This is a genomic window from Brevundimonas sp. AVps23W, assembly GCF_058681395.1.
This window is the reverse complement of sequence record NZ_CM178738.1, coordinates 101,527-128,376: the sequence shown is the minus strand read 5'-3', so window position 1 is coordinate 128,376 and position 26,850 is coordinate 101,527. Positions and strand designations below refer to the sequence as shown.

Annotated in this window: 21 protein-coding genes; 19 read left to right on the top strand and 2 right to left on the bottom strand. The window is 63.4% G+C overall.

All coding sequences use genetic code 11. From position 1 onward, the window contains the following. Positions 1–5 precede the first annotated feature (5 nt). Entirely contained in the window at positions 6–1,121 is a 1,116-nt protein-coding gene (locus tag ACW177_RS00620; RefSeq protein WP_492026747.1) for a tyrosine-type recombinase/integrase, read from the bottom strand. A 760-nt stretch (positions 1,122–1,881) separates the two neighbouring features. On the opposite strand from ACW177_RS00620, the gene rfbC reads away from it, so the two are divergent. The 15 genes from rfbC (at position 1,882) to ACW177_RS00545 (ending at position 21,152) form a co-directional block, all read left to right on the top strand. Beyond that, a complete protein-coding gene (gene rfbC / locus ACW177_RS00615; protein WP_492026746.1) occupies positions 1,882–2,472 on the top strand; it encodes a dTDP-4-dehydrorhamnose 3,5-epimerase in 591 nt (196 codons plus the stop codon). Between the two features lie 26 nt (positions 2,473–2,498). Beyond that, positions 2,499–3,554, top strand: a complete 1,056-nt coding sequence (rfbB, locus tag ACW177_RS00610) for a dTDP-glucose 4,6-dehydratase (protein ID WP_492026745.1) — start codon at positions 2,499–2,501, stop codon at positions 3,552–3,554. Continuing rightward, on the top strand, positions 3,547–4,449 hold the full coding sequence (rfbD, locus tag ACW177_RS00605; protein WP_492026744.1) for a dTDP-4-dehydrorhamnose reductase: 903 nt from the start codon (positions 3,547–3,549) through the stop codon (positions 4,447–4,449). Before rfbB ends, rfbD begins: the two co-directional genes overlap by 8 nt. Further along, positions 4,446–5,321 (top strand): glucose-1-phosphate thymidylyltransferase RfbA, encoded by an 876-nt coding sequence (rfbA, locus tag ACW177_RS00600; RefSeq protein ID WP_492026743.1) that lies wholly within the window; start codon positions 4,446–4,448, stop codon positions 5,319–5,321. The genes rfbD and rfbA overlap by 4 nt, the downstream gene beginning before the upstream one ends. Positions 5,322–5,324: 3 nt before the next feature. Next, positions 5,325–6,458, top strand: coding sequence for a DUF1972 domain-containing protein (locus tag ACW177_RS00595; RefSeq protein ID WP_492026742.1), 1,134 nt, complete (start codon positions 5,325–5,327; stop codon positions 6,456–6,458). Next, complete coding sequence (locus ACW177_RS00590; RefSeq protein WP_492026741.1) at positions 6,455–7,588, top strand: glycosyltransferase family 4 protein; 1,134 nt, start codon at positions 6,455–6,457, stop codon at positions 7,586–7,588. The genes ACW177_RS00595 and ACW177_RS00590 overlap by 4 nt, the downstream gene beginning before the upstream one ends. A 1-nt stretch (position 7,589) precedes the next feature. Continuing rightward, positions 7,590–8,831, top strand: coding sequence for a glycosyltransferase (locus tag ACW177_RS00585; protein WP_492026740.1), 1,242 nt, complete (start codon positions 7,590–7,592; stop codon positions 8,829–8,831). Between the two features lie 106 nt (positions 8,832–8,937). Beyond that, positions 8,938–10,242, top strand: coding sequence for a polysaccharide pyruvyl transferase family protein (locus ACW177_RS00580; protein ID WP_492026739.1), 1,305 nt, complete (start codon positions 8,938–8,940; stop codon positions 10,240–10,242). Then, on the top strand, positions 10,239–11,630 hold the full coding sequence (locus ACW177_RS00575) for a hypothetical protein (RefSeq protein WP_492026738.1): 1,392 nt from the start codon (positions 10,239–10,241) through the stop codon (positions 11,628–11,630). The genes ACW177_RS00580 and ACW177_RS00575 overlap by 4 nt, the downstream gene beginning before the upstream one ends. 110 nt (positions 11,631–11,740) lie before the next feature. Beyond that, a complete protein-coding gene (locus ACW177_RS00570; RefSeq protein ID WP_492026737.1) occupies positions 11,741–12,112 on the top strand; it encodes a hypothetical protein in 372 nt (123 codons plus the stop codon). Continuing rightward, positions 12,109–14,385, top strand: coding sequence for a hypothetical protein (locus tag ACW177_RS00565; RefSeq protein ID WP_492026736.1), 2,277 nt, complete (start codon positions 12,109–12,111; stop codon positions 14,383–14,385). Before ACW177_RS00570 ends, ACW177_RS00565 begins: the two co-directional genes overlap by 4 nt. 77 nt (positions 14,386–14,462) lie before the next feature. Then, positions 14,463–15,455: a nitroreductase family protein gene (locus ACW177_RS00560; protein WP_492026735.1), complete on the top strand. Its 993-nt coding sequence runs from the start codon at positions 14,463–14,465 to the stop codon at positions 15,453–15,455. A 30-nt stretch (positions 15,456–15,485) separates the two neighbouring features. Next, entirely contained in the window at positions 15,486–16,964 is a 1,479-nt protein-coding gene (locus ACW177_RS00555; RefSeq protein ID WP_492026734.1) for a lipopolysaccharide biosynthesis protein, read from the top strand. A 391-nt stretch (positions 16,965–17,355) separates the two neighbouring features. Beyond that, positions 17,356–18,855, top strand: a complete 1,500-nt coding sequence (locus ACW177_RS00550; protein WP_492026733.1) for a phosphomannomutase/phosphoglucomutase — start codon at positions 17,356–17,358, stop codon at positions 18,853–18,855. An 80-nt stretch (positions 18,856–18,935) separates the two neighbouring features. Further along, positions 18,936–21,152, top strand: coding sequence for an AGE family epimerase/isomerase (locus ACW177_RS00545; protein ID WP_492026732.1), 2,217 nt, complete (start codon positions 18,936–18,938; stop codon positions 21,150–21,152). Positions 21,153–21,177: 25 nt separating this feature from the next. Here ACW177_RS00545 and ACW177_RS00540 read toward each other — a convergent pair whose 3' ends face one another. Next, positions 21,178–22,500 carry a UDP-glucose dehydrogenase family protein gene (locus ACW177_RS00540; protein ID WP_492026731.1) on the bottom strand — a complete coding sequence of 441 codons (1,323 nt, stop codon included), beginning with the start codon at positions 22,498–22,500 and terminating at the stop codon, positions 21,178–21,180. Positions 22,501–22,725: 225 nt separating this feature from the next. Here ACW177_RS00540 and galE point away from each other — a divergent pair, with 225 nt between their 5' ends. The 4 genes from galE to ACW177_RS00520 all read left to right on the top strand — a co-directional run bounded on the left by galE (position 22,726) and on the right by ACW177_RS00520 (position 26,811). Beyond that, complete coding sequence (gene galE / locus ACW177_RS00535; protein ID WP_492026730.1) at positions 22,726–23,715, top strand: UDP-glucose 4-epimerase GalE; 990 nt, start codon at positions 22,726–22,728, stop codon at positions 23,713–23,715. A gap of 488 nt (positions 23,716–24,203) precedes the next feature. Continuing rightward, on the top strand, positions 24,204–25,319 hold the full coding sequence (locus ACW177_RS00530) for a hypothetical protein (RefSeq protein WP_492026729.1): 1,116 nt from the start codon (positions 24,204–24,206) through the stop codon (positions 25,317–25,319). After that, positions 25,316–26,293 carry a methyltransferase domain-containing protein gene (locus ACW177_RS00525; RefSeq protein WP_492026728.1) on the top strand — a complete coding sequence of 326 codons (978 nt, stop codon included), beginning with the start codon at positions 25,316–25,318 and terminating at the stop codon, positions 26,291–26,293. The genes ACW177_RS00530 and ACW177_RS00525 overlap by 4 nt, the downstream gene beginning before the upstream one ends. Further along, complete coding sequence (locus tag ACW177_RS00520; protein WP_492026727.1) at positions 26,290–26,811, top strand: class I SAM-dependent methyltransferase; 522 nt, start codon at positions 26,290–26,292, stop codon at positions 26,809–26,811. The genes ACW177_RS00525 and ACW177_RS00520 overlap by 4 nt, the downstream gene beginning before the upstream one ends. Positions 26,812–26,850: the final 39 nt, after the last annotated feature.

The window sequence follows — 26,850 nt, the reverse complement described above, 5'->3', positions numbered from 1 at the left end:
AATCATTATATTGTCATCCTTGGGGTGAGCGATCGTTCACGCGTTTCGGCGCGGCGGTTTGCAGAATTGGTTGCCGAGGCGTTCTCGAACTGGGCGATGGCCTGGTTCGCGAGGTGGCGCGTCCGGGACATGTAGACGTCGAGGATCCGGGTTGCGGTCGCCAGCGAGTGTTGGGTGATGGACACGATCTGGGGGATGCTGCACCCGGCCTCGGCCAGCATGGTGATCGCCGTGCCGCGCAGGTCGTGGAAGTGCAGCGGCGAACCCTCCATCCCCGCCGCCTTCATCGCCTGCCGCCACTGGCTCCCGAAATGGCGCTTGGTGAAAGGGCGACCCGTCGTCGTGGTCAGGATCACGGCCTGGGTGCGCGCCATCCCGTCCAGCATGGTCCGCAGGGACTGGGTGCAGGGAATGGCGACCGGGCGCGCCTTTAGGCCGCCGCGTCCGTTCTTGCCGATGCTGAGCGTCAGGCTCTCGCCGTCGTAGTTGGTCCAGCACAGTTTCAGGATATCGCCCTGCCGGAGCCCGGTATGGAGGGCCAGGATCAGGGCGCGTTGCATCTCCAGCGGCGCGTTCGCCATGAAGGCCTCGATGTCGGCGGCCTGCCAGATCACATCCGCCCGGTCCGAGCGGTAGAGGCGTTTGAAGCCCTTGATATAGTTGACGTCGATCTGGCCGTTCTGAACGGCCCAGCTCAACATCGCGGACGTGACGGACAGGCGGTAATCGGCCTCGCGCAGGCCCGACTCCTCGGCGACCCTGTTGCGCCATTCCATGAAGGGCGCGCGGACGCGGGGATTGTTCAGCGTCGCGACCGGCATGTCGCCGAACTCTTCTTCAATCGCCCAGAGTTTGCGCTTGTATTCCCGCTGCGTGGTCTCGGCGAGCTGGGTGCGAAACTCGGGCGACCGCATGTAGTCGCGCACCAAACCGGCGATGAAACCGCGCGTATTGCCGTCGCGAATCTGCTGTTCGGCCCTTGCGTAAGAGGCGAGGAATTCCGGCGTCCCCGGCTCGCCCTCCAGCTTGGCGCCGGTGGCGCGGAAATAATGATAGCGGGCGACGCTGCCGTCACTGAGCCGCTTCTTGACGGTATTGACGCCCTTAAGCTTGACGCGCATGGCGCTTGCACTCCCAGGCGGCCAGGGGGTCCTCCAGATCGCTCTAGAGCTCTCATGAATCGAGCTATGGTTTGACGTTGCCATCAGACACTCTCTCGTACTCTTAGCGCCCCAGGCGTTCGGGGCGCGGACTTCGCAATCATTGATGAGTGGCGCTGCGCCTGCTTTCGGTGACAATGAATAACTTGAATTGCTCGCGACCCCTCACTTGCCGAACGTCTGCGATTGGGTGTGACCATGGTGGACGTACATGTCCGCCAAACTGTTCGCTCTAGGCACTTTGTCCACACCGCCTAGACCAAGAGTGGCTCGAAAAGGCCCGCTTCTCATCTGAACATCAAGCCCTGAATCAAAGCTCTCTTCAGTCCACCTAATTGAACCTCAGAGTTTGTTACGCTCTTAGCGCGTCGTGGCTAGGATCGGGACAAAATCCGGGCGGGTGGGTGGCGATTAATGAGTGTGGGCGTCTGTTGATGTAGTCGTCCGCCGTCGTTGCAATTGTGGATGCTTTTGAAATCCCTTTTCGGACGCCGTCCAGTTCGATCTTCCCGGAAGGCGCCCAATATGGGGTTGTAGAGTCTAGTATTGATCTTGGGTGACAACCTACGGACAACGCGGGGGAATCAGATTCGCGCTGGTTCATTTGTGCAAAGGCAAGGTAATCCTTGTGCGCCGCAGCAAAATGCTGGAGGTCCATCAGGGATCGGTGCTATGCAGACCTCAGTGTCTCTAGCTCGAAAGACATCATGGGGGATTTGCAATGAGTGGGTCGAATGGGCACGGCGCAGGCGTATGCCTGCTGCGCCCGCGCCGTTTTGGCGACGCGCGCGGCTGGTTTATGGAGACCTATTCGGAGGCTTCTGCGCTGGCGGCAGGCATCGACGCGCGGTTTGTGCAGGACAACCAGTCGTTCTCGGCTTTCGAGGGCACCATCCGTGGATTGCATTATCAGCGCCCGCCGCATGCCCAGGCCAAGCTGGTGCGTTGCGTCCGCGGTTCGATCATGGACTATGCGGTGGATATCCGGCGGGGGTCGCCGACCTATGGACATCATGTGGCGGCCAAGCTGACCGCCGAGGGCGGCGAGCAGCTGTTCGTGCCGGTCGGCTTCGCCCACGCCTTCGTCACCCTCGAGCCCGACGTCGAGGTCGCCTACAAGGTGACGGACGTCTATGCGCCGGATTGTGACGGCGGCATCGTCTGGAACGATCCAACCATCGGCATCGACTGGCCTCTGCCGGCATCAGGCGCGGTCCTGTCCGACAAGGACAAGGTTCTGCCGACCCTGGCCGAGTTCGACAGCCCATTCGACTACGACGGCCGGCCGCTCGAGCCGCTGCCCACGCTCTGACCTGAACTCTGACTGAGAGACAATCGATGCGTATTCTGGTCACCGGCGGCGCCGGTTTCATTGGCTCGGCCCTGGTGCGGCGGCTGATCGAGCATACGGACCATGAGGTCCTGGTCTACGACAAGCTGACCTATGCGGGCGTGCTGAGCTCGCTGGAGCCTGTGGCCTCCAGCAACCGCTATGCCTTCGTCCAGGCCGACATCTGCGACGCCGAGGCCGTGTCCAAGGCCCTGCGGGAATTCAAGCCCGACGTGGTCGCTCACCTGGCGGCCGAGAGCCATGTCGATCGCTCGATCGACGGGCCGGGGGCCTTCATCCAGACCAATATGGTCGGCACCTTCGTCATGCTGAACCAGGCGCTGGGCTACTGGCGCGAGCTGGACGAGGCCGCCAAGGCGGCCTTCCGCTTCCACCATATCTCGACCGACGAGGTGTTCGGCTCGCTGGGCGAAGACGGCTTCTTCACCGAGACCACGCCCTATGATCCCCGCTCGCCCTATTCGGCGTCCAAGGCCGGGTCGGACCATCTGGTGCGCGCCTGGGGCCACACCTACGGCCTGCCGGTGCTGGTGACCAACTGCTCCAACAACTATGGCCCCTATCATTTCCCCGAGAAGCTGATCCCGCTGATCATCATCCGGGCCCTGAACGGCGAGCCCCTGCCGGTCTATGGCGACGGGTCGAACGTGCGCGACTGGCTGTTCGTCGACGACCACGCCCGCGCGCTCCAGGCCGTGTTCGAGACCGGCACGCCGGGCGAGACCTATAATGTCGGCGGCAACGCCGAGCGGAAGAATATCGAGGTGGTCACCGCCATCTGTTCGATCCTGGACCGGCTGCGTCCCAAGGCCGAGGGCCAATACGCCGATCAGATCACCTATGTGACCGACCGGCCGGGTCACGATCATCGCTACGCCATCGACGCCTCCAAGATCCGCTCCGACCTGGACTGGACTCCGTCTGTGACCTTCGAGCAGGGCATTGAACAGACGGTCATCTGGTATCTGGAGAACCAGACCTGGTGGCAGGACATTCTGGACGCCCGCTATTCGACCCAGCGGCTGGGCGTGGCCAATGGCTGATCCCGTCCACATCCTGATCACGGGCGGGGCCGGTCAGGTGGGACTGGAGCTCCAGGCCGCCGCCTGGCCCGAGGGCGTGGTGCTGCACGCCCCGACGCGGGCCGAGCTGGACCTGGGCGACGCCGCCTCGGTTCGGGCCGCCTTCGCCGCCACGCCCTTCGCCGCCGTGATCAACTCCGGCGCCCATACGGCCGTGGACAAGGCCGAGAGCGAGGTCGCCGCCGCCTTCGCCGCCAACGCCATGGGCCCGGCGGTTCTGGCCGACGCCACGCGCGAGGCCGGCATCCCGCTGATCCAGGTCTCGACCGACTATGTGTTCGACGGGGCCAAGGCCGGTCCCTATGTCGAGACCGATCCGGTCGGGCCGCTGGGCGTCTATGGCGCCTCCAAGCTGGCGGGCGAACTGGCGGTCCGCGCCGGCAATCCCCGCTCGGTCGTGCTGAGGACGGCCTGGGTGCTCAGCGTCCACCGCGCCAACTTCCTCAAGACCATGCTGCGGCTCGCCGCCGACCGACCGGCGTTGCGGGTGGTGGGCGACCAGCACGGCTGCCCGACCTCGGCGCGCGACATCGCCCAAACGCTCAAGACCATCGCTCTGAAGATGATCGCCGACGCGGACGCCCCGACCGGCGTCTATCAGTTCGTCAACGCCGGCGAGACCACCTGGGCCGGGCTGGCGAGCGAGATCTTCGCCCTCAGCGCCGCGACTGGCGGTCCGTCCGCTGCGGTCGAGGCCATTCCCGCGTCCGACTACCCGACCCCGGCCAGGCGCCCGTCGAACTCGCGCCTGTCGACCGAGAAACTGACCCGAGACTACGGCATCGCGCCCCTCCCCTGGCAGGCCGCCGTCGCCGAGATCGTCCACGAACTCCACGCCGAAAGGACACTCCCATGAAGGGCATCATCCTGGCCGGAGGATCGGGCACCCGCCTGCATCCGATGACCCTGGTCACCTCCAAGCAGCTGATGCCGGTCTACGACAAGCCGATGATCTATTATCCGCTGTCGACCCTGATGCTGGCGGGCATCCGCGAGGTGCTGATCATCTCCACCCCGCGCGACGTGCCCAGCTTCCAGGCTCTGTTGGGCGACGGTTCGCAGTGGGGCATGGAGATCCAGTACGCGGTCCAGCCCAGCCCCGACGGCCTGGCCCAGGCTTACATCATCGGTGCGGACTTCGTCGGCGACAATCCGTCGGCCCTGATCCTGGGCGACAACATCTACTACGGCCACGGCATCACCGACCTGTTCACCAGCGCCATGAGCCGGCCCGAGGGGGCGACCGTGTTCGCCTATCACGTCAATGATCCGGAACGGTACGGCGTGGTCGCCTTCGACCAGGACATGCGCGCCCTGTCGATCGAGGAGAAGCCGGCCAAGCCCCAGTCGAACTGGGCTGTCACGGGACTCTACTTCTACGACAAGGACGTGGTCGAGATCGCCCGCGACCTGAAGCCGTCGCCGCGCGGCGAGCTGGAGATCACCGACGTCAACCGCATCTATCTGGAGCGCGGCAAGCTGTCGGTCGAGATCATGGGCCGGGGCTACGCCTGGCTGGATACCGGCACCCCCGACAGCCTGATCGAGGCGGCCGAGTTCGTCCGCGTCCTGGAAAAGCGCCAGGGCTTCAAGATCGCCTGCCCCGAAGAGGTCGCCTACCAGAAGGGCTTCATCGACGCCGCCAAGCTCGAAGAACTCGCCGCCAGGCTTGGCAAGAGCACCTATGGCCAGTACCTGCGGGAAAACGTCCTGCGGCGCGGGGCATAGGGGGTGGATAAGCCCGCCCTCTATATCATCGGCACCCGGGGCGTTCCCGCGGCCCATGGCGGGTTCGAGACCTTCGCTCACCATTTCGCCCAGCACATGCGTGACAAGGGCTGGGCCGTGACGGTCTATTGCCAGGTGGACGACGGTCCGGCCGGGCAGGTGATCGATGAGTGGGAGGGCGTGCGTCGCGTCACCTTCGCGGCCGACAGCGGCGCTTTCGGCACGATGAAGTTCGACTGGGCCTGCGTGCGCCACGCCATGAAGGAGCGCGGCGTGATGCTGGTGCTCGGCTATAATACGGCCGTCTTCAGCGCCCTGCTGCGCCTCACCCCTAACCCCGTCCTGACCAATATGGACGGGATCGAGTGGAAGCGGGCCAAATGGCCGTGGCACGGCCGTATCTGGCTGTATCTGAATGAATGGATCGGCGCCCTGACGTCGAACAAGCTGATCGCCGACCACCCCGAGATCGCCAATCACCTGGCCCGTCGCCGCAGCCGGCGCGACATCGTCATGATCCCCTATGGTGCTGATCCCGTGACCGAGGCCTCCGAGGCACCGGTGCGGGCCCTGGGCCTGAATCCCGGCCGCTATCTGATCTCGATCGGTCGGATCGAGCCCGAGAACAACATCCTGCCGATGATCCAGGCCTTCGCCGCCAAGCCGCGCGACCTGCAGTTCGTCTGCCTAGGCAAGCTCGAGCCGGACAAGAACCCCTATCATGCCGAGGTGATGAAAGCGGGCGAAGGCCGCGTCGTCTTCCCCGGCGCCATCTACGACCCCGCTGTGGTTAAGGCTCTGCGCTTCCACGCCGCCGCCTATTGCCACGGCCACAGCGTCGGCGGCACGAATCCTTCGCTGGTCGAGGCCCTGGGTGCCGGCAATGCGGTCATCGGCCACGACAATCCCTACAATCGATGGGTCGCCGGCGAGGATCAGTTCTTCTTTGCGAATGCTAAACAGTGCGACGCGGTATTCGACCGGATCGTCGAGGACCCGCAAGGCCTGAGCGAGGCCCGCAGCAAGGCCCGCGCCCGCTTCCTGAATGCCTTCCAATGGGAGCCGATCCTACGCGAATACGAGAGCCTGTGCGCGGGATCGGACGCCGTCCCCGGAGCCTCTGGGTCCGCACGATGAAAGCGATCCACGCCGCCCACCAGGGTTTCGAACTCTATGGATCGGATCGGGTGTTCATCCGGACCCTGCATGCGTTACGCGCCGAATGGCCCCTGGCCCGGATCACTGCATCGATACCGGCGGAAGGTACTCTGGCGGATGCGCTGAGAGCCGATGGGTTCGAAGTGACGATCGACGACCTGTGGGTGTTGAGACGCAGTCTGGGGGTGAGGCTTCCGCTGCGGCTGCTGAAACTGCCCTTGGCGATGTTTAGGGCGTGGAAGCGAGGCCAGGATGCCGATCTGGTCTATATTAGCACTACGGTGATCATGGACTACATGCTGGTCGCCCCACTGTGGCGGGGCGGCGTGATTGTCCACGCCCACGAGCTGCCGACAGGTGTGACCGCCACCATCCTGAGCGGGCTGTTGCGCTGGTCGCGAGCGGCGTTGGTCTTCATTTCTAAGGCGACCGAAGATGCCTACGCCCTGAGTCAGGGGGCGGTATCGCAGGTCATCCACAATGGTCACGAGGGGCCAAAACGGCCGACCGGCGGGGCGATCCGGAGCGACGGTCCGCTGCGGGTTCTGATGATCGGGCGGATCAACGACTGGAAAGGCCAGGATCTTCTGGTCGAGGCCATCGCCCTCTTGTCACAGGCCGACCGTGAGCGGATCCAGGTCCGGGTTGTGGGCGACACATTTGGCGGACCGGCCAGCAAGGATGCGCTGCTGAAGCTGATCGCGGTCAGAGGACTCGAGGGCCGGATCACAGTGGAGGGGTTTCTGGACGATCCGTCGCCAGCCTATGAGTGGAGCGATATCGTTGCGGCGCCGTCGCGCAATCCCGAGCCTTTCGGCTTGATCGCTATTGAGGCGATGAGTTGGTCCAGGCCAGTTGTCGCCGCCGGTCACGGGGGTCTGATCGAGATCGTTGAAGACGGCAGAACGGGCCGCCTGTTTACGCCCAACGACCCCGCCTCCTTGGCCCAGGCGCTTCGGGCCTATGTCGAAACCCCCCAGTCAGTCGCCGATCATGGGAGGGCGGGGCGCAGCCGCTACGAGCGAGCCTTCACCGGTGAGGCCTACGCGCGCAGCTTCGTCGCTTTTGCTCGTATGGTGGTCGATCGCAAGATGCGTGGAGCGCGCTGAGATGTCCGACGTCGCCCGATCCGGGTCTCGCGCACTGGTGGTGTGTCAGGAGCCGCCATGGCCCACTTCGCACGGCGCCCGGGTCGATATCTGGAACCGATATGATGGACTGACGAGGGAGGGCTGGAAGGTCGGCGTGATCTGCTGGAGAGAAGGGTCCGAAACCAAGGCTGACGCCGATGCAGGCTTCAACGGGGTTTTCGATCCGGTCTGGGTGCTGGACAAGCCCCGGAGCCTGGCGGCTCTGCTGGCCCGACTGTCACGGTTGTCGTATTTGCCGTCCCTGGCCGCCGCCCTCTATCCGTCGCGCGACGAAATGGCGGCGCTGATCACCGGGGTGCGGACCTTCGCACCCGATCTTCTGATCGCCGACAGCATCCACATGGCGGACTTCACGGGTCGGATTGGGCGCGCCTTGAGGATCCCCGTCGTGGTCCGCTCGCACAATATCGAGCACGACTATATGGCGATCCAGTACAGGCTGGCGAAATCCTGGCGGTCGCGGCTGTCGATTGCGGCGGCGCGTTTGCATTTGAAGCGGTTCGAGATAGGGGCGCTGAGGCGGGCCGCCCATGTCCTCGAAATCTCTAAGGACGCCCTACCCTTCTGGAAGGGTCTGGGGGTCGAGCGGATCGACTGGGTCCCGACCTTCGTGCCCCGGCTGGAACGCGCCCGCCGCGAGCCCTTGCCTTGGGCTGAGCGCCGCTATGACGCGGTCTATTTGGGAAATCTATGGTCGCCCAACAATGTCGCCGCCGTACGATGGATGATCGACGAGGTCCTGCCGCACGTCCGCAAGGTTGCGCCGAACTATGTGCTGCTGATCGCCGGCTCTAACCCGACGGGGGAGTTTCAGTCCTACCTGTCTCAGGCCGAGAACGTCGAATGTCTGGCCAATCCGGAAGACGCCGCAGCGGTCAGGCTGCAGGGCCGGGTTCTGGTCAACCCCATATTGGAAGGCAGCGGGCTGAACACCAAGAGCGTGGAGATGCTGTTCTTCGATTCCCCGCTGGTCATGACCCCGTTCGCCGCCGACGGTATGGATGCAGACAGCCAGGCCTGTTTCAATCTGACCGCCGATCCCGAACGGTTCGCCGCCCTAATGACCGATCTGATCAAGACGCCGTTCATCGTCGATCAGGCCCGCGCCGAAGCCCGCGCCCGATTCGGCCAGGGCGGCGCGGCAAAATTAAGCAAAATCCTGCACGGCGTCGTCGCCGGCGATCAACACACATTTCAATAAGAGGTCCGCACGCACACCGTTGTTCAGCTCGCGATTTCATTGACCTAGCCCTGCTATGCGGCTGGACTTCGCAGTTGCGAGATCTATAACCTTTGTGTGTTCGGACATGAATATCGGGGAAGCCGCCATCGCCAGTTCCATGTCCTTCAAGTCCTTGTCTGCGCTCAAGAGCAGTCTCATTGGACGGCTTCGCATATCGCTGTGGCGCTCGGCGGCGCGGGCGATCGACGCCCTGCCGCCGCGCGTTCCCGGACCGGTGGCCAAGGTTCTGGTCGTGGCCAGCGACCCCGGCGCCGTGGTCGGTTCGCGCGGCGACGACGCCATGTTCTCGGCCGTGATCCAGGAAGTGCGTCGGCGCAATCCGGAGGCGGAAATCGGCATCGTCTGCGTGTCCGAGCCTTTGCCCTCGATCCTGGTGTCGATGAACGTCAAGGCCGAGCCGGTCTGGAACGGGCACGGCTACGGCGCCTTCCGCGCGCTGCTTGAACAGTACGACAGCCTGATCATGGTCGGCGCCGACGTCATGGACGGCCACTACTCCGGCCCCAACGCCCTGCGTCAGTGGGCCTTCTCGGATTTAGCGGCGCGGCGGGGCCTGAGGTCATTCGTGCTAGGCTGTTCGTTCGCCGACGAGCTTGCGCCCGAGGTGATCGAGGCCGTAGACATGATCTCTCCCCGGCTCAGGGTCTATGCCCGCGACCGGATGTCCAAGGAGAAGTTCGACCTGGTCGGGGCCCACGCCGCCGAACTGGTCGCTGACAGCGCCTTCCTGCTGCCCCCGTCGCCGACCGCCCCCGATCATCCGGCTGTGGATGCCTGGACGACAGCCCAGCGCGCCGAAGGGCGTTTCGTCTGTGCGCTGAATGTCCATCCGATGATCTTCAAGAACAACGACATGGGTGAGGTGAACAGCCTCAACCAGCGACTTAAGATGATCCTGCCGGCTCTGTCGGAACGCTATCCCGTGTCCTTCCTGCTGGTGCCCCACGACTTCCGCGAGGGCGGCCTGGGCGACAACGCCGCCCTGTCGCCCCTGTACGACCTGCTCAAACCCATCCTGGGCGATCGTGTGGCGTTCGCCCCGACCCCGGCGCGGGCCAGCGAGCTGAAGGCTCTGGTCGCCTGTGCGGACATGCTGGTGACGGGTCGGATGCATCTGGGCGTCGGCGCTCTGTCGATGGGCACGCCGATGTGGGGCCTGTCCTATCAGGACAAGTTCATCGGCTTATTCGAACATTTCGGCCTGCCCGACCAGCGGATCACCCCGGAACAGGCCAAGGACGCCGCAGCCCTGGAAGCCTTCTTCGCCGACGCCTTCGACAACCGCGAGGCGGTACGCGATCAGGTCCGGTCCGCCCTGCCAAGGGTCAAGGCTCTGGCCGCGCTCAATTTCGCGACGCTCGACCAGTGACCGACATCCCGGCCCCCCAGACCGCCGTCGGCCCGTCCGGTAGCCGCTGGCGAAGCCAGCCCCCCGGGGCCGGCGGTCAGCGGCTGGATCGCCCCTCGGCCCCGTCGCGCCGCAGCCTGTCGCTGGGCGCCACCCCGCTCCGCACGGCCTTCATCGCCCTGCTACTCTGCCTGTGGGAAGGCATTCCGTTCACTCTGATCGGAATGACCAACGTGCTGGGAATGCAGCTATGTGCCGTAGCGACACTGGTAGGAGTTCTCGTCTTTTTTGTCAGAGTTTGCCTAGGAACTCTGCGATTCACGAAATGGGACGGATTAGCTATATTCCTTTTCGCCGCATTCGTTTTTTCTTCCGTTGCTTGGAGTGTGTTCATTAGGCCTCAGCCTTTAGAAGCCTGGGCCATCGCTTCTTACACAGTCTCTCCTATCCTAATGATCATGACATTCAGGGCGTTCAACTGCCGCCTGGGTGACGCAGTCGAAGCTTTTTATTGGACTGGTTTTCTAGCTTCATTGCTGCTGGTTTTTACGTTAGCCCTGAAAATTCATCTCCTTGACTTCTACATTCGAGGCTCTGCTTTTGGAAGTGAAGTTCGAATCGTTTTCTTTAAGCTTGAGGCAGCCTTTGGTCTGGTGATAGCTGTGATGAAAATCGTCAATGGTAAAAAGCTACAAGACGTTATTCTGCCCATTCTTGTAGTCATCGTAATATCGTACAATGTATTTTTAGCTTCCGAGAGCCGCCTGGCAATTTTTGCTGTTATGGCGGCACTGGCGCTCTCTTGGGCGATCATATTGAAGGGCAACAGAAAGTTTTTACTTGCTTTAGTCGCGCCTTTCGTTGCCGTACCTTTTATTGGGTATGTTGTCGGTCGCTTTTTATCAAATTTTACTAGCCTAGACGAATACCTTGCTCGTGATGTTAGCGCCTCTTGGCGCGAAACAACTATAGAGCATTATCGGTTCATTTTCGACGAATCTCATGGTCTTGGCTTCGGCTTCATGTCGGCCAACGCGCGATATGACAACCCTGTCTCATTTGGCTTTAATCGTGCTAGCGAGCTTTACGGGGTTTCTGGATATGTTGTCAGTCTCGATGACATCGGTCTTTACGCAGCGCAGTTCCAGTTCGGCTATGCCGGCCTAATTATTGTTATCATTATGACAGTTATGGCCATAACTGCCTTGATAAGGGTGAAAGACTTAGGTCCCTCATTCGCGCCGGTTTCTATTGTGGGAATTTTGATGGGGACTTTTCTAATAAGCCCAATCCCCATGAACTATTTTACTCTGCTTTACACCGCGCACATCGGTGGCGTACTATGGTTTCTAGCTTCGGAAGCTGACCGTGCCAGGAAGGGTTGGGTCGGTAGGAAAAAACAGAAGTAGTCTCTAGATCCGGCCTGCACCTGTTGCACTGAAACGGATGGCTAGGCCATCCGTCAGGCTAAAAGTTTTCTTCTGCAGCGACACGTCAACTGACGAATTGGATATTCGATATGCTTGAGGTGATCGGTCTAGCGGATAGTCAGGCCTCGAGAAATAGAGGTTATCTTGAAGATCCATGTCAGCTTATCGAAACAGGCGCAGCGGCGCTTTTCTACACAGGTTTGGAACGTCAGAAGGCGCTGGCACCCAAAGTCTCGCCGACGCGAGCGGATGGACATCGGGCGCGATGCGCCCATAATGCCCGCCTTTACACTGTTGGTCGATCCGAGATCGGCATATTTCAAATAACGAGTAGTAACATAAGAATGGTGGAGAAGCTGCTGACCTGCGTATCCACTAAAGTGGACAAAGGGCTGAATTTTCTCGCCGCCGGCCCTGAAGGGCAGACGGTGGGACCCGCCGTCAAGGAACCTCAGCCGTGACCTTCTGGCCATTCGTCCGGTTCGCGCCGCTTCTGGCCATTACCCTGTCGATCGCCCCGATGGCGCAGCCGGCGACTCCGGCCGAATGGTTGCCGCTGCCGGCGCAATCGCTGGAGATCACGCCCGGCAGTGCGCTGGACTTCTCCAGCCTGACGCCGTCCACGCCCGCCGGGTCGGAGGGGCCGCTGCGCCTTACGCCCCAAGGCGAGCTGAGGTTCACAGGCGGGGCCGGCCCGGCGCGGTTCAACTGCGCCGTCGTCAGCAACGGCCCGACCATGACCTCGGCCTTTCCGACCCATGCCGAAGCCGACCGGATGGCGCAGCAATTGCGTCTCCACGGCTATACTCTGGCGCGGTTCCATTTCGCCGACACCCGTCTGGCCTTGCACGGGCGACGGGCCGATTTCCAGGTCGATCCCGAACAGTTGGACCGGTTCTACTATCAGCTGGCCGCGCTGAAGCGGAACGGCGTCTACTGGATGATCGACGGGCTGACGAACCCCGAGGGCTCGAAAGCCAACGCAGGCTGGGACAGCCCCCGCTCGATCGACAGTCTGAAGATCCGGGTGAATTTCGATCCGGCCGCCCAGGCCGACTGGCTGAAGATGGTCGACATCCTCTATGGCCGGACCAATCCCTATACGGAGATGACGACCCTGGCTGATCCGGCCCTGGCCTTCGTGGTGGGCGCCAACGAGAACAGTATCGCCTTCTGGTCGTCCATCTATGGCAGGCCGGGCGCGCTTTATCCCACGGGGATCGAAGAACGTTTCGACCGGTGGGTGCGCGCCCGCGCCGCGACCGGCGGGGGCCTGGCCCGGCTGATCCCCGAGGCCTCGGCCGCCGAGATCGCGGGCGGCGCGCCGGTCGCCGCGCCGGCGTCATGGGACGACGACGGCCCGCGAATGCGCCAGTTCCTGGCCTTCATCGCCGAGTTGGAGGTCGGATCCCAACGCTGGATGACCGACCGGCTCAAGGAAAGGGGCTTCCAGGGGCCCGTGCTGGGCTTTTCGGAATGGTTCAAGCAGCAAGACAACTCCAGCCGAGCACAGATGCCGGTGACCGACCTGCATTCCTATGTCGGCGAGGTCACCAGCTATGCCACGGGATCGCGGCTGGTCATGCCCAGCACGGCGGCGACGGGCATGGGGGCATGGCTGAACCACGCGGCGGGCCGGTGGCTGGACCGGCCGCTGGTGTCATCGGAATACGGCCAGGCCTATCCCAATCCGTACCGCTATGAGGCCGGGCTGATCTTCCCCGCCCTGTCGGCCTTCCAGGGCTATTCGGCCATCTGTCGCCACGCCCATCTGTCGGTCGAACCCGCCATCCCCGAGGCGACGAGCGACACACGGGCGATGATGGCCTATTCCATCGGACTGGACCCGGTGGCGCGGGCGGGCGAGACCCTGGCTACCCTCCTGTTCTACCGCGGCGACGTGGCGCCGGCGAAGGGGATGGTCGCCGTGCCGTTTGGGGCGGATCAGTTCGGGCGACCGGGCTCTGCCTTCCTGCCGTTATCCATCCGCCAGGCGGCCCTACTGACTCGGTTCGGACTGATCGCGCCGGACAAGGTCGACACACTGCCCGCTTCGACCCGGATCGTCGGCTCTACGGCTGAGCCCTACAGATTCTCTGACAAGGTCATGAAGCGTCTGATCGACATGGCGACCGGAGCGGCCCTGGCTCAGCAGGAAAGGCTGGTCGCCGATCTTCGCCGCGTCGGGGTGCTGGCGCCCAACAACCGGACAGATCCGGCAAAGGGCATATTCCAGAGCTCCACAGGCGAAATGACGTTGGAAGTTCAGCGCGGCCTGTTCCAGGTCGTGACGCCCCGAACCGAGGCCATCAGCGTCGTCGGACCGGCAAATGATCTGGCCCTGGGTGTCATGACCGTGCGGCGGGTCGATCGCGGCGCCTTGGTCGCGGCCTCGACTCTGGATGGCCAGTCGTTGGCCCACAGCCGCAAGGTGTTGCTGATCCTAACCGGCGACGCCGAAAATAGCGGCATGGTCCTGGAGGGGACTGGTGAGACCCGGTCCGTGAAGCGGTGGGGCACCTGGCCGATCTTGATGGAACGGGTCGTCGCAGACATCGAATTGCGCGCGCCGGCGGCGGGGCGGGGCCGACTGTCGGTGCTGAACCTGCGCGGCGAAGTGATTCGGCAGGGAGAGGTTTCAGCCGGCGCCGATGGCCGAGCCAGGTTGCGGCTCGACATCGGCGCCGTTCCCCGAAACCCGACGACGTTTTTTCTTTGGGAGCGACTAGATTGAGCCCGCGCGAAACGCCATTATTGCACTGCACAACCCGGCCAGCCTTCGCGCTGGAGCCGGTGTCCCCGAGATAGATCATGTCCAAGCTTCGCAAACTTATCCCGGTCGGCATCAAGCGCGCCGGTCGCTCGGTCCTGAACGAGCTGAGGTTGATCGCCGCCTACGGCTATGACTACCGCCGCTTCTCGAGCCTGTCGGGCATGTCGAAGAAGTACAGGGACGACGTCAGCCGTGGCGCCCTGATCACCAAATACTACCACATGATCGAAAAGGGCATGGCCCTGCCCGAACCCCGCTACGGCTTTGGTCGCCAGGCCTTCCACGACCTGTGCCTGATGCTGAAAAGCGCGATCCGGGACGACGTCTGCCACCACGAGGTGCAACTGGCCGTCGACGCCCTGGCCGGATACCGCGACTTTAACATCGCCGGCGGGGTCGAGAACCCGCCTTGGATCGACGAGACCATCGCGCTCGCACAGACTCGCGGCGTCGCCGTTGCCGGCCATCCGACGATGGCCCGGGGACGCGGCGCTATCGACCCGACCGACCACCTGGGCTTCATCATCTCGCGGGGCTCTGTTCGCGACTTCGCCGAGACGCCGGTCCCGACCGAGGTTCTAGAACGCGCGGTTCAGGCGGCCCAGGCGGCGCCCTGCGTCTGCAACCGGCAGGCCTCGAAGGTCTATTTCGTCACAGAGCCCGAGATGAAGCGAAAGGTTCTGGCCTGCCAGAACGGCAACCGGGGTTTCGGCGAGACCGCGCCGGTCGTCGCCATCGTCACCGTGGACCAAGCCCAGTTCGTGGAGGCGTCTGAACGCTATCAAGGCTGGATCGACGGCGGGATGTTCGCGATGAACCTGCTGCTCGGCGTCCACGCCCAGGGCTATGGCGCCTGCGCGCTAAACTGGTCGGCATTGCCCGCCCAGGATCGCTCGCTGAGGCAGCTTGGCCTGTATCCCCGCTCCGAGAATGTCGTGATGCTGGTCGCTATCGGCCCGCTCAAGGACAGCTACAAGGTCGCTCGGTCGGCACGACGGAAGCTGACCGACGTCTATTCGATTGTGCAATAAGAAGAGGGTGTCACAGGCGGCGGCGTTTTCATGATCGGCAACAGTGTCTCGCGCAGCGCCGCCGTGATGGCGGGCGTGCAATTGCTGGTCAAATCCTTCGACATGATCGCCGTGGTGGTGATCGCCCGGGTGCTGGCCCCGGCCGAGTTCGGCCTAGTTACCCTAGCCTCGTCGGTCCTCTTGGTGGCGAACTCCCTGACGGAGTTGCCGGTCATCGACGTCCTGGTCCAGCGCTCGAAACTTGAGGCGCGGGACGTTGATTCCGCCTTCACCCTAACGGTGCTGCGCGGCCTGCTGATCGCGATGATGCTGGTGCTGATCTCGGGCCCGCTGGCGGTCGCGCTCAATGATCCTCGCCTTGAGCTGATCATCAAGTTTCTGGCCATAGCGCCGTTCGCTCAAGGCTTGGCCAGTCCGGCGATGGTCCATCACCTGCGCGCGGTCAACTATGCGCCGGTGGCCCAGACCCAGTTGTTTGGCAAGGTGGTCAGCTTCGTGGCTATGGTCGGCCTCGCTTGGATCACCCGGTCCTACTGGGCCCTCGTGGCGGGCCTAGTCGCAGCGCCCGTGATCGCGGCGATCTCGACGCATTTCCTGGCCCCCTATCGGCCCCGGTTCGACACCTCCGGCTTCAAGGACATTCTGCATTTCGCGAGCTGGGTGACACTGTCTCGGATCATTTTCACCCTGAACCAGCAGGCCGACCGCTTTTTCGTCGGCTCGATCCTCGGCAAGGCGCCGTTGGGCCAGTATGCGATGGGCGGCGATATCGCTGCGCTCGCCACCTATACGGTCGCCTCTGCAGTGATGCAGCCGTTGTTCGCCGGGTTCGCCCGAATGAAGGACGACCGACCGCGCCTGATAGGCGCCTATCTAAAGGGCCAGCAGATCCTCGTGACCCTGATCGCGCCGATCGGGTTTGGCCTCGCCGCCGTGGCCCTGCCTCTGATCACCCTTCTGCTGGGTGAAGCCTGGCGTCCTGCGGTCGCCGTCATCTGGTGGCTGGCGCCCGCGATCGCCCTGCAGATGATGGTCGTACCTGTCCAGTCTCTAGCCATGGCGACGGGCCAGCCGCGCATCTTGGTGTTTAGGGAGATGACTGCACTTGTCATTCGTTTGCCACTGACGCTTCTCGCCGCTTGGCTTTTTGGACTCGCCGCAGCCGCCGCAACTCGCAGCTTGACCGGGGTAATTATCGTCTTGATCAACCTGGGTATGGCCGGCAAGCTCCTGAATTTGTCGGTGGCTCGTCAGTTGCTAAACTGCCATCGCACCCTGATCGCAGCCGTCATTATGGTGGGCGCCGTTCTACTGGCCCAGTTACTGACTCCACCAATCTACAATTACTGGTTCCGCTGGGCCGAACTGGGCGGTCTTGTTCTACTTGGGGCTGCCATCTACTTATTCACGATCTTCGGCCTATGGATTATTGAAAAACGACCCGCCGGCGCGGAGAAATGGGTGATAGAAACAATCGCTTTCCGAATTCGACATTATGCCATCAAGTGACCTGCCCCTGAGTTTTAATCCGGCGGCGACCTGAGTCCCGGCGTTTGTGATCCGCCGTCATTCTGTGGATCACTCGAAGCTGGATTCTCTCGGCCCGAGTCAGGGTGACAGGCTTGCTGTGTCACCTGGAATCATCAACGTGGTCGGCGTCGCGTCGGTGGCCGAGTCCGCCTGTGAATCCGAACACACGCATCGATTATCCAGACGGGCCAAAATGTTTTGTTGCTGATTGCTCCAAGATTGACGCGCCCTGCCCAATCCACCAGCCTGACGTTGTATGTTGCATCGCAGCATATCAATGTGTTTCAAAGCAACCGCAGTTGTGTGTTTTCGCCCAGATTGGGCAGCGCTAGGCCTTGATTGCGGACGTCATCATCCTGAAGGAACGTGCATGCTGCTCCCACGCCAAGACCTGAAGCCGAACACGGCCGCCTATGAGACCGAGGCTCTGGTCAAGCCGACGGGGTTTCGGGAGTATGATGCGCGCTGGATCCTGGAGAAGGAGATCAACCTCCTCGGCATCCAGGCCCTGGGGCTGGGCCTGGCGACCTATGTCCACGAGATCGGCGTGGCGCCGAAGATCGTCACCGGCCATGATTTCCGCGGCTACAGCCTCAGCGTCAAACAGGCCCTGATCCTGGGCCTGCTGGAAGGCGGGATGGAGGTTCTGGACGTCGGCCTGGCCTTGTCGCCCATGGCCTATTTCGGCCAGTTCGAGCTGGATGCGCCCTGCGTCGCCATGGTCACCGCCAGCCATAACGAGAACGGCTGGACCGGGGTGAAGATGGGGGCGAACAAGCCCCTGACCTTTGGCCCCGAGGAGATGGGCCGGCTGAAACAGATCGTGCTGAACGGCGAGGGCGTGGCCCGGCCGGGCGGGAAACTGGTCCGGGTCGAGGACTTCCGCGAGACCTACGTCGCCGACGTCGCCTCCAAGGTGCAGATCAAGCGCCCGCTGAAGGTGGTCTGCGCCTGCGGCAACGGCACGGCCGGCGCCTTCGCCCCCGACGCCCTGCGCCGGATGGGCGTCGAGGTGATCGAGATGGACACCGACCTCGACTATACCTTCCCCAAATACAATCCGAACCCGGAAGATCACGCCATGCTGGTGCAGATGGCCCAGCGGGTGCGCGAGACGGGCGCCGACCTGGCCCTGGGCTTCGACGGCGACGGCGACCGCTGCGGCGTGGTGGACGACACGGGCGAGGAGATCTTCGCCGACAAGATCGGCCTGATGCTGGCCCGCGACCTGTCCAAGGTCTATCCCGACAGCACCTTCGTGGTCGATGTGAAATCGACCGGCCTCTACAAGACCGACGAGATCCTTAAGGCCAACGGCGCAGAGGTGGTCTATTGGAAGACCGGCCACTCCTACATCAAGCGCAAAACCGCCGAACTGGGCGCCCTGGCCGGGTTCGAGAAGTCGGGCCACTTCTTCATGGCCGGGGACCTGGGCCACGGCTATGACGACGGCCTGGTCGCGGCCGGGGCGGTCCTGGCCATGCTGGACCGCAATCCGGGCAAGAAACTCAGCGAACTGAAGGCGGCCCTGCCGGACGCCTGGACCAGCCTGACCATGTCGCCCCACTGCGACGACGAGCTGAAGTACGGTGTGCTGGAGCGGATCGTGAAGGAATACTCCGACCTGGCCGAGGCCGGCGGCGAGATCCTGGGCCGAAAAATCCTCGAAGCCATCACCGTCAACGGGGTGCGGGTGCACCTGGAGGACGGCTCCTGGGTCCTGGTCCGCGCCTCGTCGAACAAGCCTGAACTGGTGGTGGTGGTCGAGAGCATGCGCTCCGAGGACGACATGCGCGACCTGTTCCGCAAGGAGATCAAGCCGCGCCTGGCCACCTATCCCGAGATCGGCGCCTTCAATCAGGAAATCTGATAGCGGCGAGTGACGTCCCGTCATCTTGGTGTGGTTGATCTGAAGACGGCCTGTGCCTGCGGAATGCCCTGGGAGGAACGATGAATCTTTATCCGGTGATCATGTGCGGCGGCGCCGGCACCCGGCTTTGGCCGGCGTCACGCCCGTCGAGACCCAAGCAGTTCATTCCGCTGTCGGGCAACCGGTCGCTGTTTCAGGAAACAGTGCTGCGGGTTGCGCCGCTGGCGGATGCTGGCGGACGTCTGATCGTCGTCGGGGGCGTGGCGCACCGCGAGGCCATCCTCGCGCAGCTGGCCGAACTGGGCGTAACGGCCCAAATTCTGCTGGAGCCTGAAGCGCGGGATTCGGCCGCCGCCATGGCTGTCGCTGCGGCCTGGACCGCGCGGCGTGATCCGAACGGCGTCAATGTCTTCGTCGCCTCGGATCACCATATCCCGGATTATCCAGCCTTCCGCACGGCCGCCGAGCGGGCCGCCGAGGCGGCGCAGAACGGCTTGATCGTGACCCTGGGCGTCACGCCGACCGAACCGTCGTCCGCCTACGGCTATATCGCGGCGGAGGGCCAGGGCCTGTCCGCCGTCAAGGCCTTCGTCGAAAAGCCGGACCGGGAGACCGCCGAACGCTACATCGCCGACGGCTATCTGTGGAACAGCGGCAACTTCATCGTCTCGGCCGCCACCATGCTGGGTGAACTGCAGTCTGCGGCCCCCGCTGTGGAGGCCGCCGCGCGGGCGGCCCTGCCGGACGAAGGCGACGGTGACTTGGCGGTTCTCGGCGCGGCGTTCCGGAGCGCCCCCAAGATCTCGATCGACTATGCGGTAATGGAGAAGACCAGACGCGCGTCGGTTCTGGCCGTGGATTTCGAATGGTCTGACCTGGGCGCCTGGGACTCTGTCGCCGCGACGGGGGAAGGCGACCTCGGCAGTTTCGTCTTTGAGGACGCCGAAGGCTGTATGGCGCGAGCGGCGGAAGGTATGGTGGTCGCCGCGATCGGCGTGCGCAACCTGGCCATCATCGCCGAACGCGACGCCGTGCTGGTGTGCGACCTCAGCCGTAGCCAGGATGTGAAGAAGGTGGTGGAGCGGCTCAAGCTGTCGTCGCCGCAGCATCTCGACTTTGCCCGACCGGTACCGGAATCCTTGCTGGACGGCGGCGCGCGTTTCACCCGCTGGCTCAACATGCGCGCCCTGCCGATCTGGAGCTCGCTTGGCCAATCGGCGGATGGTTCCTTTGCCGAGTTGCTCGGCCTCGACGGGCGGCAAGTCGAAAGCCAGCGGCGCGCCCGTGTTCAGGCGCGGCAGGTTCAGGTGTTCGCCGATGCAGGCCGGATGGGCTGGCGGGGGCCGTGGCGTGAGGTCGTGCAATGCGGCCTGGCGCGGATCGAGGCGGCCTATCTCCGACCCGACGGATTGATGCGGACCGTGCTGGCCGCCGATGGATCGCCGCTCGACGAGACGCCGATGCTGTATGATCAGGCCTTCCATCTCTTCGCGCTCGCTGCAGCCGTTCAGGCGGGCTTGGAGGGGGGGCATGAGGCGCGGGCCAAGGCGATCCGAGGCCGTCTCCTCGCCGATGCTCCGCCCGCAGGCGGGTTGATCGAGAACGGCGCCTATCCCTTCCAGTCCAACTGCCACATGCACCTGCTTGAAGCCGCCCTGGCCTGGGAGGCGGTCAGCGAAGACGCCGGCTGGAGCGCCCTTAGCGACCGGATCGTCGCTCTGGCGCGTCAGCACTTCATCGACGCCGAGGGCGGCTTCCTGCGCGAGTTCTTCGCTGAAGACTGGTCGCCGGCCGCAGGCGATGACGGTCGGCTGGTCGAACCGGGGCATCAGTTCGAGTGGGCCTGGTTGCTGGCCCGCTACGGCCGCGCGCGTGGCGATGCGTCCGCCATCGAAGCGGCGCGCAAACTCTACGCCTTCGGCCTGCGCGGCGTCGGCCCGCGTCGTCAGGTCGCCGTCGACGCCATGGACCAGGACGGCGCCATCCTCAGCCGCCGCGCCCGCCTGTGGCCGCAGACGGAATGGATGAAAGCCTCTCTGATCCTCGCGGAACTCTCCGATGACGGCGACCGGGCGGGGTTGCTCGAACAGGCCGCCATGGCGCAACGGGCCCTGTGGCGCTACCTGACCGACGACGGCCTGTGGCGGGACAAGCTGCTGGAGAACGACCAGTTCATCGACGAGCCCGCACCCGCCAGCTCCTTCTACCACATCATGGCGGCCTGGGTTCAGTTGAGAACTAGCTCGGAAGCAATCGGGCTTACGAACAAGGTCGGCCTAAGATTGAATCCAATGTGACGTTGGTAGCGCTCCAAATATTAAGTCAGTTGCGTCCGATACTGGAGTATTTGAACCCGCGCCTGATCATGTCTTCGGCACGGTAGACGTTCCGCAGATCGACCAGCACCGGCTGGTTCATCAGATCCTTGACCCGATCCAGGTCCAGCGCCCGGAACTGGTCCCATTCGGTGATGATGACCACGGCGTCGGCGCCTTCGACGGCGTCATAGGCGTTGGCCTTCATCTCGACGCCTGGCAGCAGCTTGCCGGCCTCGTGCATGCCCTCGGGGTCGAAGGCCTGGACCTTGGCACCGGCGGCGATCAGGGCCGGGGCGATGTCCAGCGACGGGGCGTCGCGCATGTCGTCGGTGTTGGGCTTGAAGGTCAGGCCCAGCAGGGCGACCGTCTTGCCGGAGACGCTCTCGCCCAGGGTGGTCTCGACGCGGCCGGCCATGGCCTTCTTGCGGGCGTCGTTGACCTCGACCGTGGTCTCGATCAGGCGGACGGGCGACTTGTACTGCTGGGCCGTGCGGACTAGGGCGATGGTGTCCTTGGGGAAGCAGGAGCCGCCGTAGCCGGGGCCAGCGTGAAGGAACTTCGACCCGATCCGCTTGTCGAGGCCGATGCCGCGCGCCACCTGCTGCACGTCGGCGCCGACGGCTTCGCACAGGTCCGCCATCTCGTTGATGAAGGTGATCTTCATCGCCAGGAAGGCGTTGGCGGCGTATTTGATCAGTTCCGAGGTGCGCCGGCCGACGAATTGCAGCGGGCTCTCGTTCAGGTTCAGCGGCCGGTACAGCTCGCTCATCACGGCCTTCGCGCGCGCGCCGGTGTCGCTGTCGATGTTGTTGACGCCGATCACGACGCGGTCAGGACGTTTGAAGTCGCCGATGGCGGCGCCTTCGCGCAGGAACTCGGGGTTGGAGACCACGGCGAAGTCGGCGTTCGGATTGGCCTTGCGAATGATGGCCTCGACCTCGTCACCGGTGCCGACCGGGACGGTGGATTTGGTCACCACCACGGTGAAGCCGTCGATCAGACCGGCGATCTCCTCGGCGGCAGCATAGACGTAGGAGAGGTCCGCATGGCCGTCGCCGCGACGGGTAGGGGTGCCGACGGCAATGAAGACGGCGTCAGCGTTGCGGATGGCCTCGGCGCCGTCGAGCGTGAAGAACAGGCGGCCTTCCTTGACGTTGGTGGCGACCAGGTCGTCCAGACCCGGCTCGAAGATCGGGATCTCACCCTTCTCCAGCCGTTCGATCTTCGACGAATCCTTGTCGATGCAGGTCACCACATGACCGAAATCGGCGAAACAGGCCCCAGACACCAGGCCGACATAGCCGGTTCCGATCATCGCGACGCGCATTCAGCTTTCCTCAAGTTAGTCTTCGAACTCGTACCTTTTTGCTCCACCACATAGCAATGAAGGTTGGCGGCGCAGAGGCGATGGCGCCGTATGCACCAGCCTTGCTGAACCTGCACCTAACAATCGCATCGCGGTCTGTGCGTTCCCCGTTTTGGGGGTGGTGTTCGCTGATGCATCTATGGTTTGAGGATGAGGCGGTGCGCCGCCCTTATTTCGGGGGATACGATGAACAACACGGTCCTGGTCGCCGGCGGAGCCGGCTACGTCGGCTCGCATGTCTGTCTGGCCTTGTCGCAGGCGGGGTTCCGGCCGGTCGTCTATGACAATCTGTCGAACGGCCACGCCGCCTTCGTGCAGTGGGGCGAGCTGGAGACCGGCGACATCCGCGACGGCGCGCGCCTGGACGCGGTGATCGCCAAACACAACCCTGTCGCCGTCCTGCATTTCGCCGCCCTGATCGAGGTCGGTGAATCGGTTAAAGAGCCCGGCCGCTTCTATGAGAACAATGTCGCCGGGGCGATCACCCTGATCGAGGCGGCGCGGCGCGGCGGGATCGAGGTCATGGTCTTCTCCTCGACCTGCGCCACCTATGGCGACCCGGTGCGGCTGCCGATGGACGAGACCCATCCCCAGGCGCCGCTGAATCCCTATGGCCGGACCAAGCTGATGGTCGAACAGGCCCTTGCTGACTATTCGACCTATGCCGGATTCCGCTCGGTCTGCCTACGCTACTTCAACGCCGCCGGCGCCGACGAAGAGGGCCGGATCGGCGAGCGCCACCACCCGGAAACCCACGCCATCCCCCTGGCCTTGCAGACGGCCCTGGGCCAGCGTCAGGGCTTCAAGTTGTTCGGCGACGACTACGATACCCGCGACGGCACGGCGGTGCGCGACTACATCCACGTCATGGATCTGGCTGACGCCCATGTGCGGGCGCTGAAGTACCTTTTGGACGGCGGCGAGACGACGGTCTTCAACCTGGGCACCGGCACGGGCACGACGGTCAAGGAACTGATCGACACCATCCGCCGCACCACCAACCAGCCCTTCCCGGTCGAGACCGCGCCCCGCCGCCCCGGCGACGCCCCCTGCCTGGTGGCGAACAACAGCCGGGCGCGCGAGGTGCTGGGCTGGGCCCCGACCCGGACGCTGGACGACATCGTCCGCACCGCCTGGCGCTGGCATGCGGCCGAGCGGGACCGTACTCAGACCTGATCCCGTTTGCGCCTCACGCCGCATGGAGGGCGCCCCGGTAGGTAGGGGGCAGGTGGCAGACGCCGAGCTTGGCGAGCTGAGGGGCGAGGCGTTGGTGGAGTCGGCAGCGAACCGCAGGCTGTAGATTACGCTCCGGTTAGAGGGCGCCAGCCGCGGGGTCGAGGTAGCTTCGCGCTCCGGCGTCGCTGATCGAGTTCACCACGGCGGCTTCCCGGAAGGCGGGCAGGGTGATGGGGCGGATGGTGCGCACATCACGCCATCGCCCGCCTCATACAGACCTACTCCCCATGTGATGCGCCGACGACTTCGACGCCGCAGGGTATGATGCAGACTGATCGGAAAATGCCCTAACAGATCGCTGTTGGGTCATTGCATCGCGCGTTCGGCAGTTTTCTGCCGAACGCGAACCGCCCCATTTGCTTCGGCGGCCGCGTTTAACATTTGGGTCCTGAATTAACCCGTGAATCTCCCTTTTACTGACAGCGTTCATGGCTCCCTTTAAGCATATTGTCATTACCGGCGATCTCTTGCGCCCTTTGGCGGATGGGCATGGCGGATGGTCGAGTGCGACCTGGCGTAATATCCGCTGGCTATGGTCGATGATCGCGCCCTCGCTTGAGCAATGCGGTTATCCTGTCGCCATGATGGCGTGGGATGAGCGCCTGCTGCCGCCGAAAGGCGTCGCTTTCGATACGCCGTTATTTTACCGCCGCTGCGGGGTGGAGTTGTCCCTCGCCGGTTGGGGCGAGCTTGCCGTATCGCGTGACTGGCCGGAAGGCGCGCGCCGCATGCTGACGGATCCGCTGCAGGATGCGTTGGTAATTGGCTATGAATTGCCCGAATCGACCACGCATGTTCTCTCTCAGGCGAATATTCCCTTTATCGATTTTGCTTTGCATCCAGTACGTTTTCTGGACGATCTTGTTTTTGCGCTTAGAACGAATGTAACAGAAGTGCACGATGTACTTCTACAACATCGTTTGCCGGATGATGTTATTCACCAGCAAGCCGCCTGGATTAAAGCCAAGTCCGCGTGGATGCGCCAGCCCCTGGCCTTATCCCCCGGCACGGTCCTGATACTCGGACAGGTGGAACATGATCGGGCGATGCTGCGCGAGGACGGCGGGTTTCACAGCCTGCAGGATCACGCCGGCCGCATTCACCAGCTGTGCTGCGATTACCCGCTGGTGCTGTTCAAGGCCCATCCGTACGACGCCGCGGGCAGCGCCTCGCAACAGGCGATCCGTCGCTTCGGCTCCATCCAATGGGTCAATTCTAATCTCTATCATCTGTTATGCCAGCCGGAGCTGGAGCGTGTCGTGGCGTTGAATTCCAGCGGGCTGACGGAAGCGGCGTATTTTGGAGTCGAGGCCGAAGCCTTGCTGCCGCCACTCTACACGTTCGGCGATACGCCCCCGATCGGCGATGGGTCTTCAGGCGCGTTGGTGGCGCAAAACCATGACTGGCTGGGTGTTCATTTCTGGCGCCAGCTATTTGGCCTGTCGTTCGATCATCGCGCAGCCATGCAACAAGCGCCCAACCGCATCCGTCGCAGCATGAATGCGGATTGGGGATACAGCGCTATCGAAAAGGTCGTCGCATGAGCCAAGCCGCAATGCGGGAACTTCCCCAGGATGCGATTAATTCCGCCATTGCACTGCTTGGCGACGAGAAAATCGATGAGGCGCAACAGCTTCTGAGCCGAGTCGCTGCGGATTTTCCGGCCGAGCCGACTCTACATATCGTGCAGGGTGTAGCAGCGCAGGCGGGTGGAAACCTGCGCGAGGGGATGGAGCATTTCTGGCGGGCGCTTGCCATTGCCCCGCAGGAGCCAGGGGCCCGCCTGGCGATCGCCGAAGCCACCGTCTCCCAACCCACGGCGCCGACGTCCAAGGACTTCTCGCTGGCCAGCGGCGAGCGGCAAATCGCCGGTAAGATCGCCGATATCCGCGCCGATCACCGCGCACGCTATGCCGCGGTGGCGCGCTGGTTGCGTGAACATATGCCGCCCGCGCGGCTGCGCCTGGGGCTCGATGTGTTCTGCGGCAATGGTTACGGCAGCCGGATGATTGCCGACATGGCGGGCGGGCGCATGGTCGGCATTGACGGCTCGCCCGAAGCCGTCGCCATGGCCGAAAGACATTTCGGCAATCACCGCACGCTCTTCACCCAGGCGATCTTTCCTTTCACGCTCTCGGAGCGGCTGTTCGATTTTGCCGTGAGCCTGGAGTCGGTGGAACACGTCGATGATCCGGTGGGTTTTCTACGGCAGATCGGGCAGGCAACCGATGGACCGCTCTTTATCTCGGTGCCGCGTGAAGAAACCCTACCCTATCAGACCAACAGCGATCTATTCGCGCACCACACCCGCCACTTTAGCCGCGATGAAATTTACGCCCTCCTGGCCGAAATAGGCAGGCCGGTCATTGCCGCCGAATGGGGCCAAACCGTCTATCGACTGAAAAAGCAACGATTGGACGGCCTGCTGCCAGCGGAAATGATGGGGCTGACTCCACTGGAGCCCGACAGCCAGTTTCTCATCGCCGTTGCCTGCCCCGCAGAATGGAAGTCGCTATGAGCCCGATCCAGGTCAATTTCGGCTGCGGCAATACCAAAAAGCCCGGCTTTGTGAATGTGGATATTCGACCGTCCTCTGCGGCAGATGTGGTCGCAGAGGCCTGGGATGTTTCTGCGTTCGCCACCGGCAGTGTCGATCTGGTCTATTCGCGCCATATGCTGGAGCATCTCGATCCCATGGACGCGCGCCGCACGCTCCGTGCCTGGCATGACATTCTAAAACCGGATGGGATCCTCAACGTCATTGTGCCGGACATAGTATTTCACGCCAAGCAGCTCCTTGGTGTGGCGCAAGGGCCGTTCCCCGATCAAGAGGCGCATGCCTTTGCGGGGTTTTGGGGGTGGCGCGACGAGGCTCGCGGCGGCGACCGGGAGGATGTGCATCGCTGGGGATATACGGTGGACACGCTGAAGGACGAACTCGTTCAGGCAGGGTTTTCGGGGGTCGTCCGGCAACTAACCGGTACGGATAGCGAAGAGTGGCATCTCAATATCATAGCCATAAAGCCATCGTTTTGAGATGAGTGGCGCCATGGATCTGTGGCGTGCTGCGCGTAG

What these genes read in the sequence shown, in the direction of transcription:
- ACW177_RS00620 (WP_492026747.1), bottom strand. Translation starts at nt 1,121, where the DNA reads ATGCGCGTCAAGCTTAAGGGCGTCAATACCGTCAAGAAGCGGCTCAGT.
- rfbC (WP_492026746.1), top strand. Translation starts at nt 1,882, where the DNA reads ATGAGTGGGTCGAATGGGCACGGCGCAGGCGTATGCCTGCTGCGCCCG.
- rfbB (WP_492026745.1), top strand. Translation starts at nt 2,499, where the DNA reads ATGCGTATTCTGGTCACCGGCGGCGCCGGTTTCATTGGCTCGGCCCTG.
- rfbD (WP_492026744.1), top strand. Translation starts at nt 3,547, where the DNA reads ATGGCTGATCCCGTCCACATCCTGATCACGGGCGGGGCCGGTCAGGTG.
- rfbA (WP_492026743.1), top strand. Translation starts at nt 4,446, where the DNA reads ATGAAGGGCATCATCCTGGCCGGAGGATCGGGCACCCGCCTGCATCCG.
- ACW177_RS00590 (WP_492026741.1), top strand. Translation starts at nt 6,455, where the DNA reads ATGAAAGCGATCCACGCCGCCCACCAGGGTTTCGAACTCTATGGATCG.
- ACW177_RS00585 (WP_492026740.1), top strand. Translation starts at nt 7,590, where the DNA reads ATGTCCGACGTCGCCCGATCCGGGTCTCGCGCACTGGTGGTGTGTCAG.
- ACW177_RS00580 (WP_492026739.1), top strand. Translation starts at nt 8,938, where the DNA reads ATGAATATCGGGGAAGCCGCCATCGCCAGTTCCATGTCCTTCAAGTCC.
- ACW177_RS00570 (WP_492026737.1), top strand. Translation starts at nt 11,741, where the DNA reads ATGCTTGAGGTGATCGGTCTAGCGGATAGTCAGGCCTCGAGAAATAGA.
- ACW177_RS00560 (WP_492026735.1), top strand. Translation starts at nt 14,463, where the DNA reads ATGTCCAAGCTTCGCAAACTTATCCCGGTCGGCATCAAGCGCGCCGGT.
- ACW177_RS00555 (WP_492026734.1), top strand. Translation starts at nt 15,486, where the DNA reads ATGATCGGCAACAGTGTCTCGCGCAGCGCCGCCGTGATGGCGGGCGTG.
- ACW177_RS00550 (WP_492026733.1), top strand. Translation starts at nt 17,356, where the DNA reads ATGCTGCTCCCACGCCAAGACCTGAAGCCGAACACGGCCGCCTATGAG.
- ACW177_RS00545 (WP_492026732.1), top strand. Translation starts at nt 18,936, where the DNA reads ATGAATCTTTATCCGGTGATCATGTGCGGCGGCGCCGGCACCCGGCTT.
- ACW177_RS00540 (WP_492026731.1), bottom strand. Translation starts at nt 22,500, where the DNA reads ATGCGCGTCGCGATGATCGGAACCGGCTATGTCGGCCTGGTGTCTGGG.
- galE (WP_492026730.1), top strand. Translation starts at nt 22,726, where the DNA reads ATGAACAACACGGTCCTGGTCGCCGGCGGAGCCGGCTACGTCGGCTCG.
- ACW177_RS00530 (WP_492026729.1), top strand. Translation starts at nt 24,204, where the DNA reads ATGGCTCCCTTTAAGCATATTGTCATTACCGGCGATCTCTTGCGCCCT.
- ACW177_RS00525 (WP_492026728.1), top strand. Translation starts at nt 25,316, where the DNA reads ATGAGCCAAGCCGCAATGCGGGAACTTCCCCAGGATGCGATTAATTCC.
- ACW177_RS00520 (WP_492026727.1), top strand. Translation starts at nt 26,290, where the DNA reads ATGAGCCCGATCCAGGTCAATTTCGGCTGCGGCAATACCAAAAAGCCC.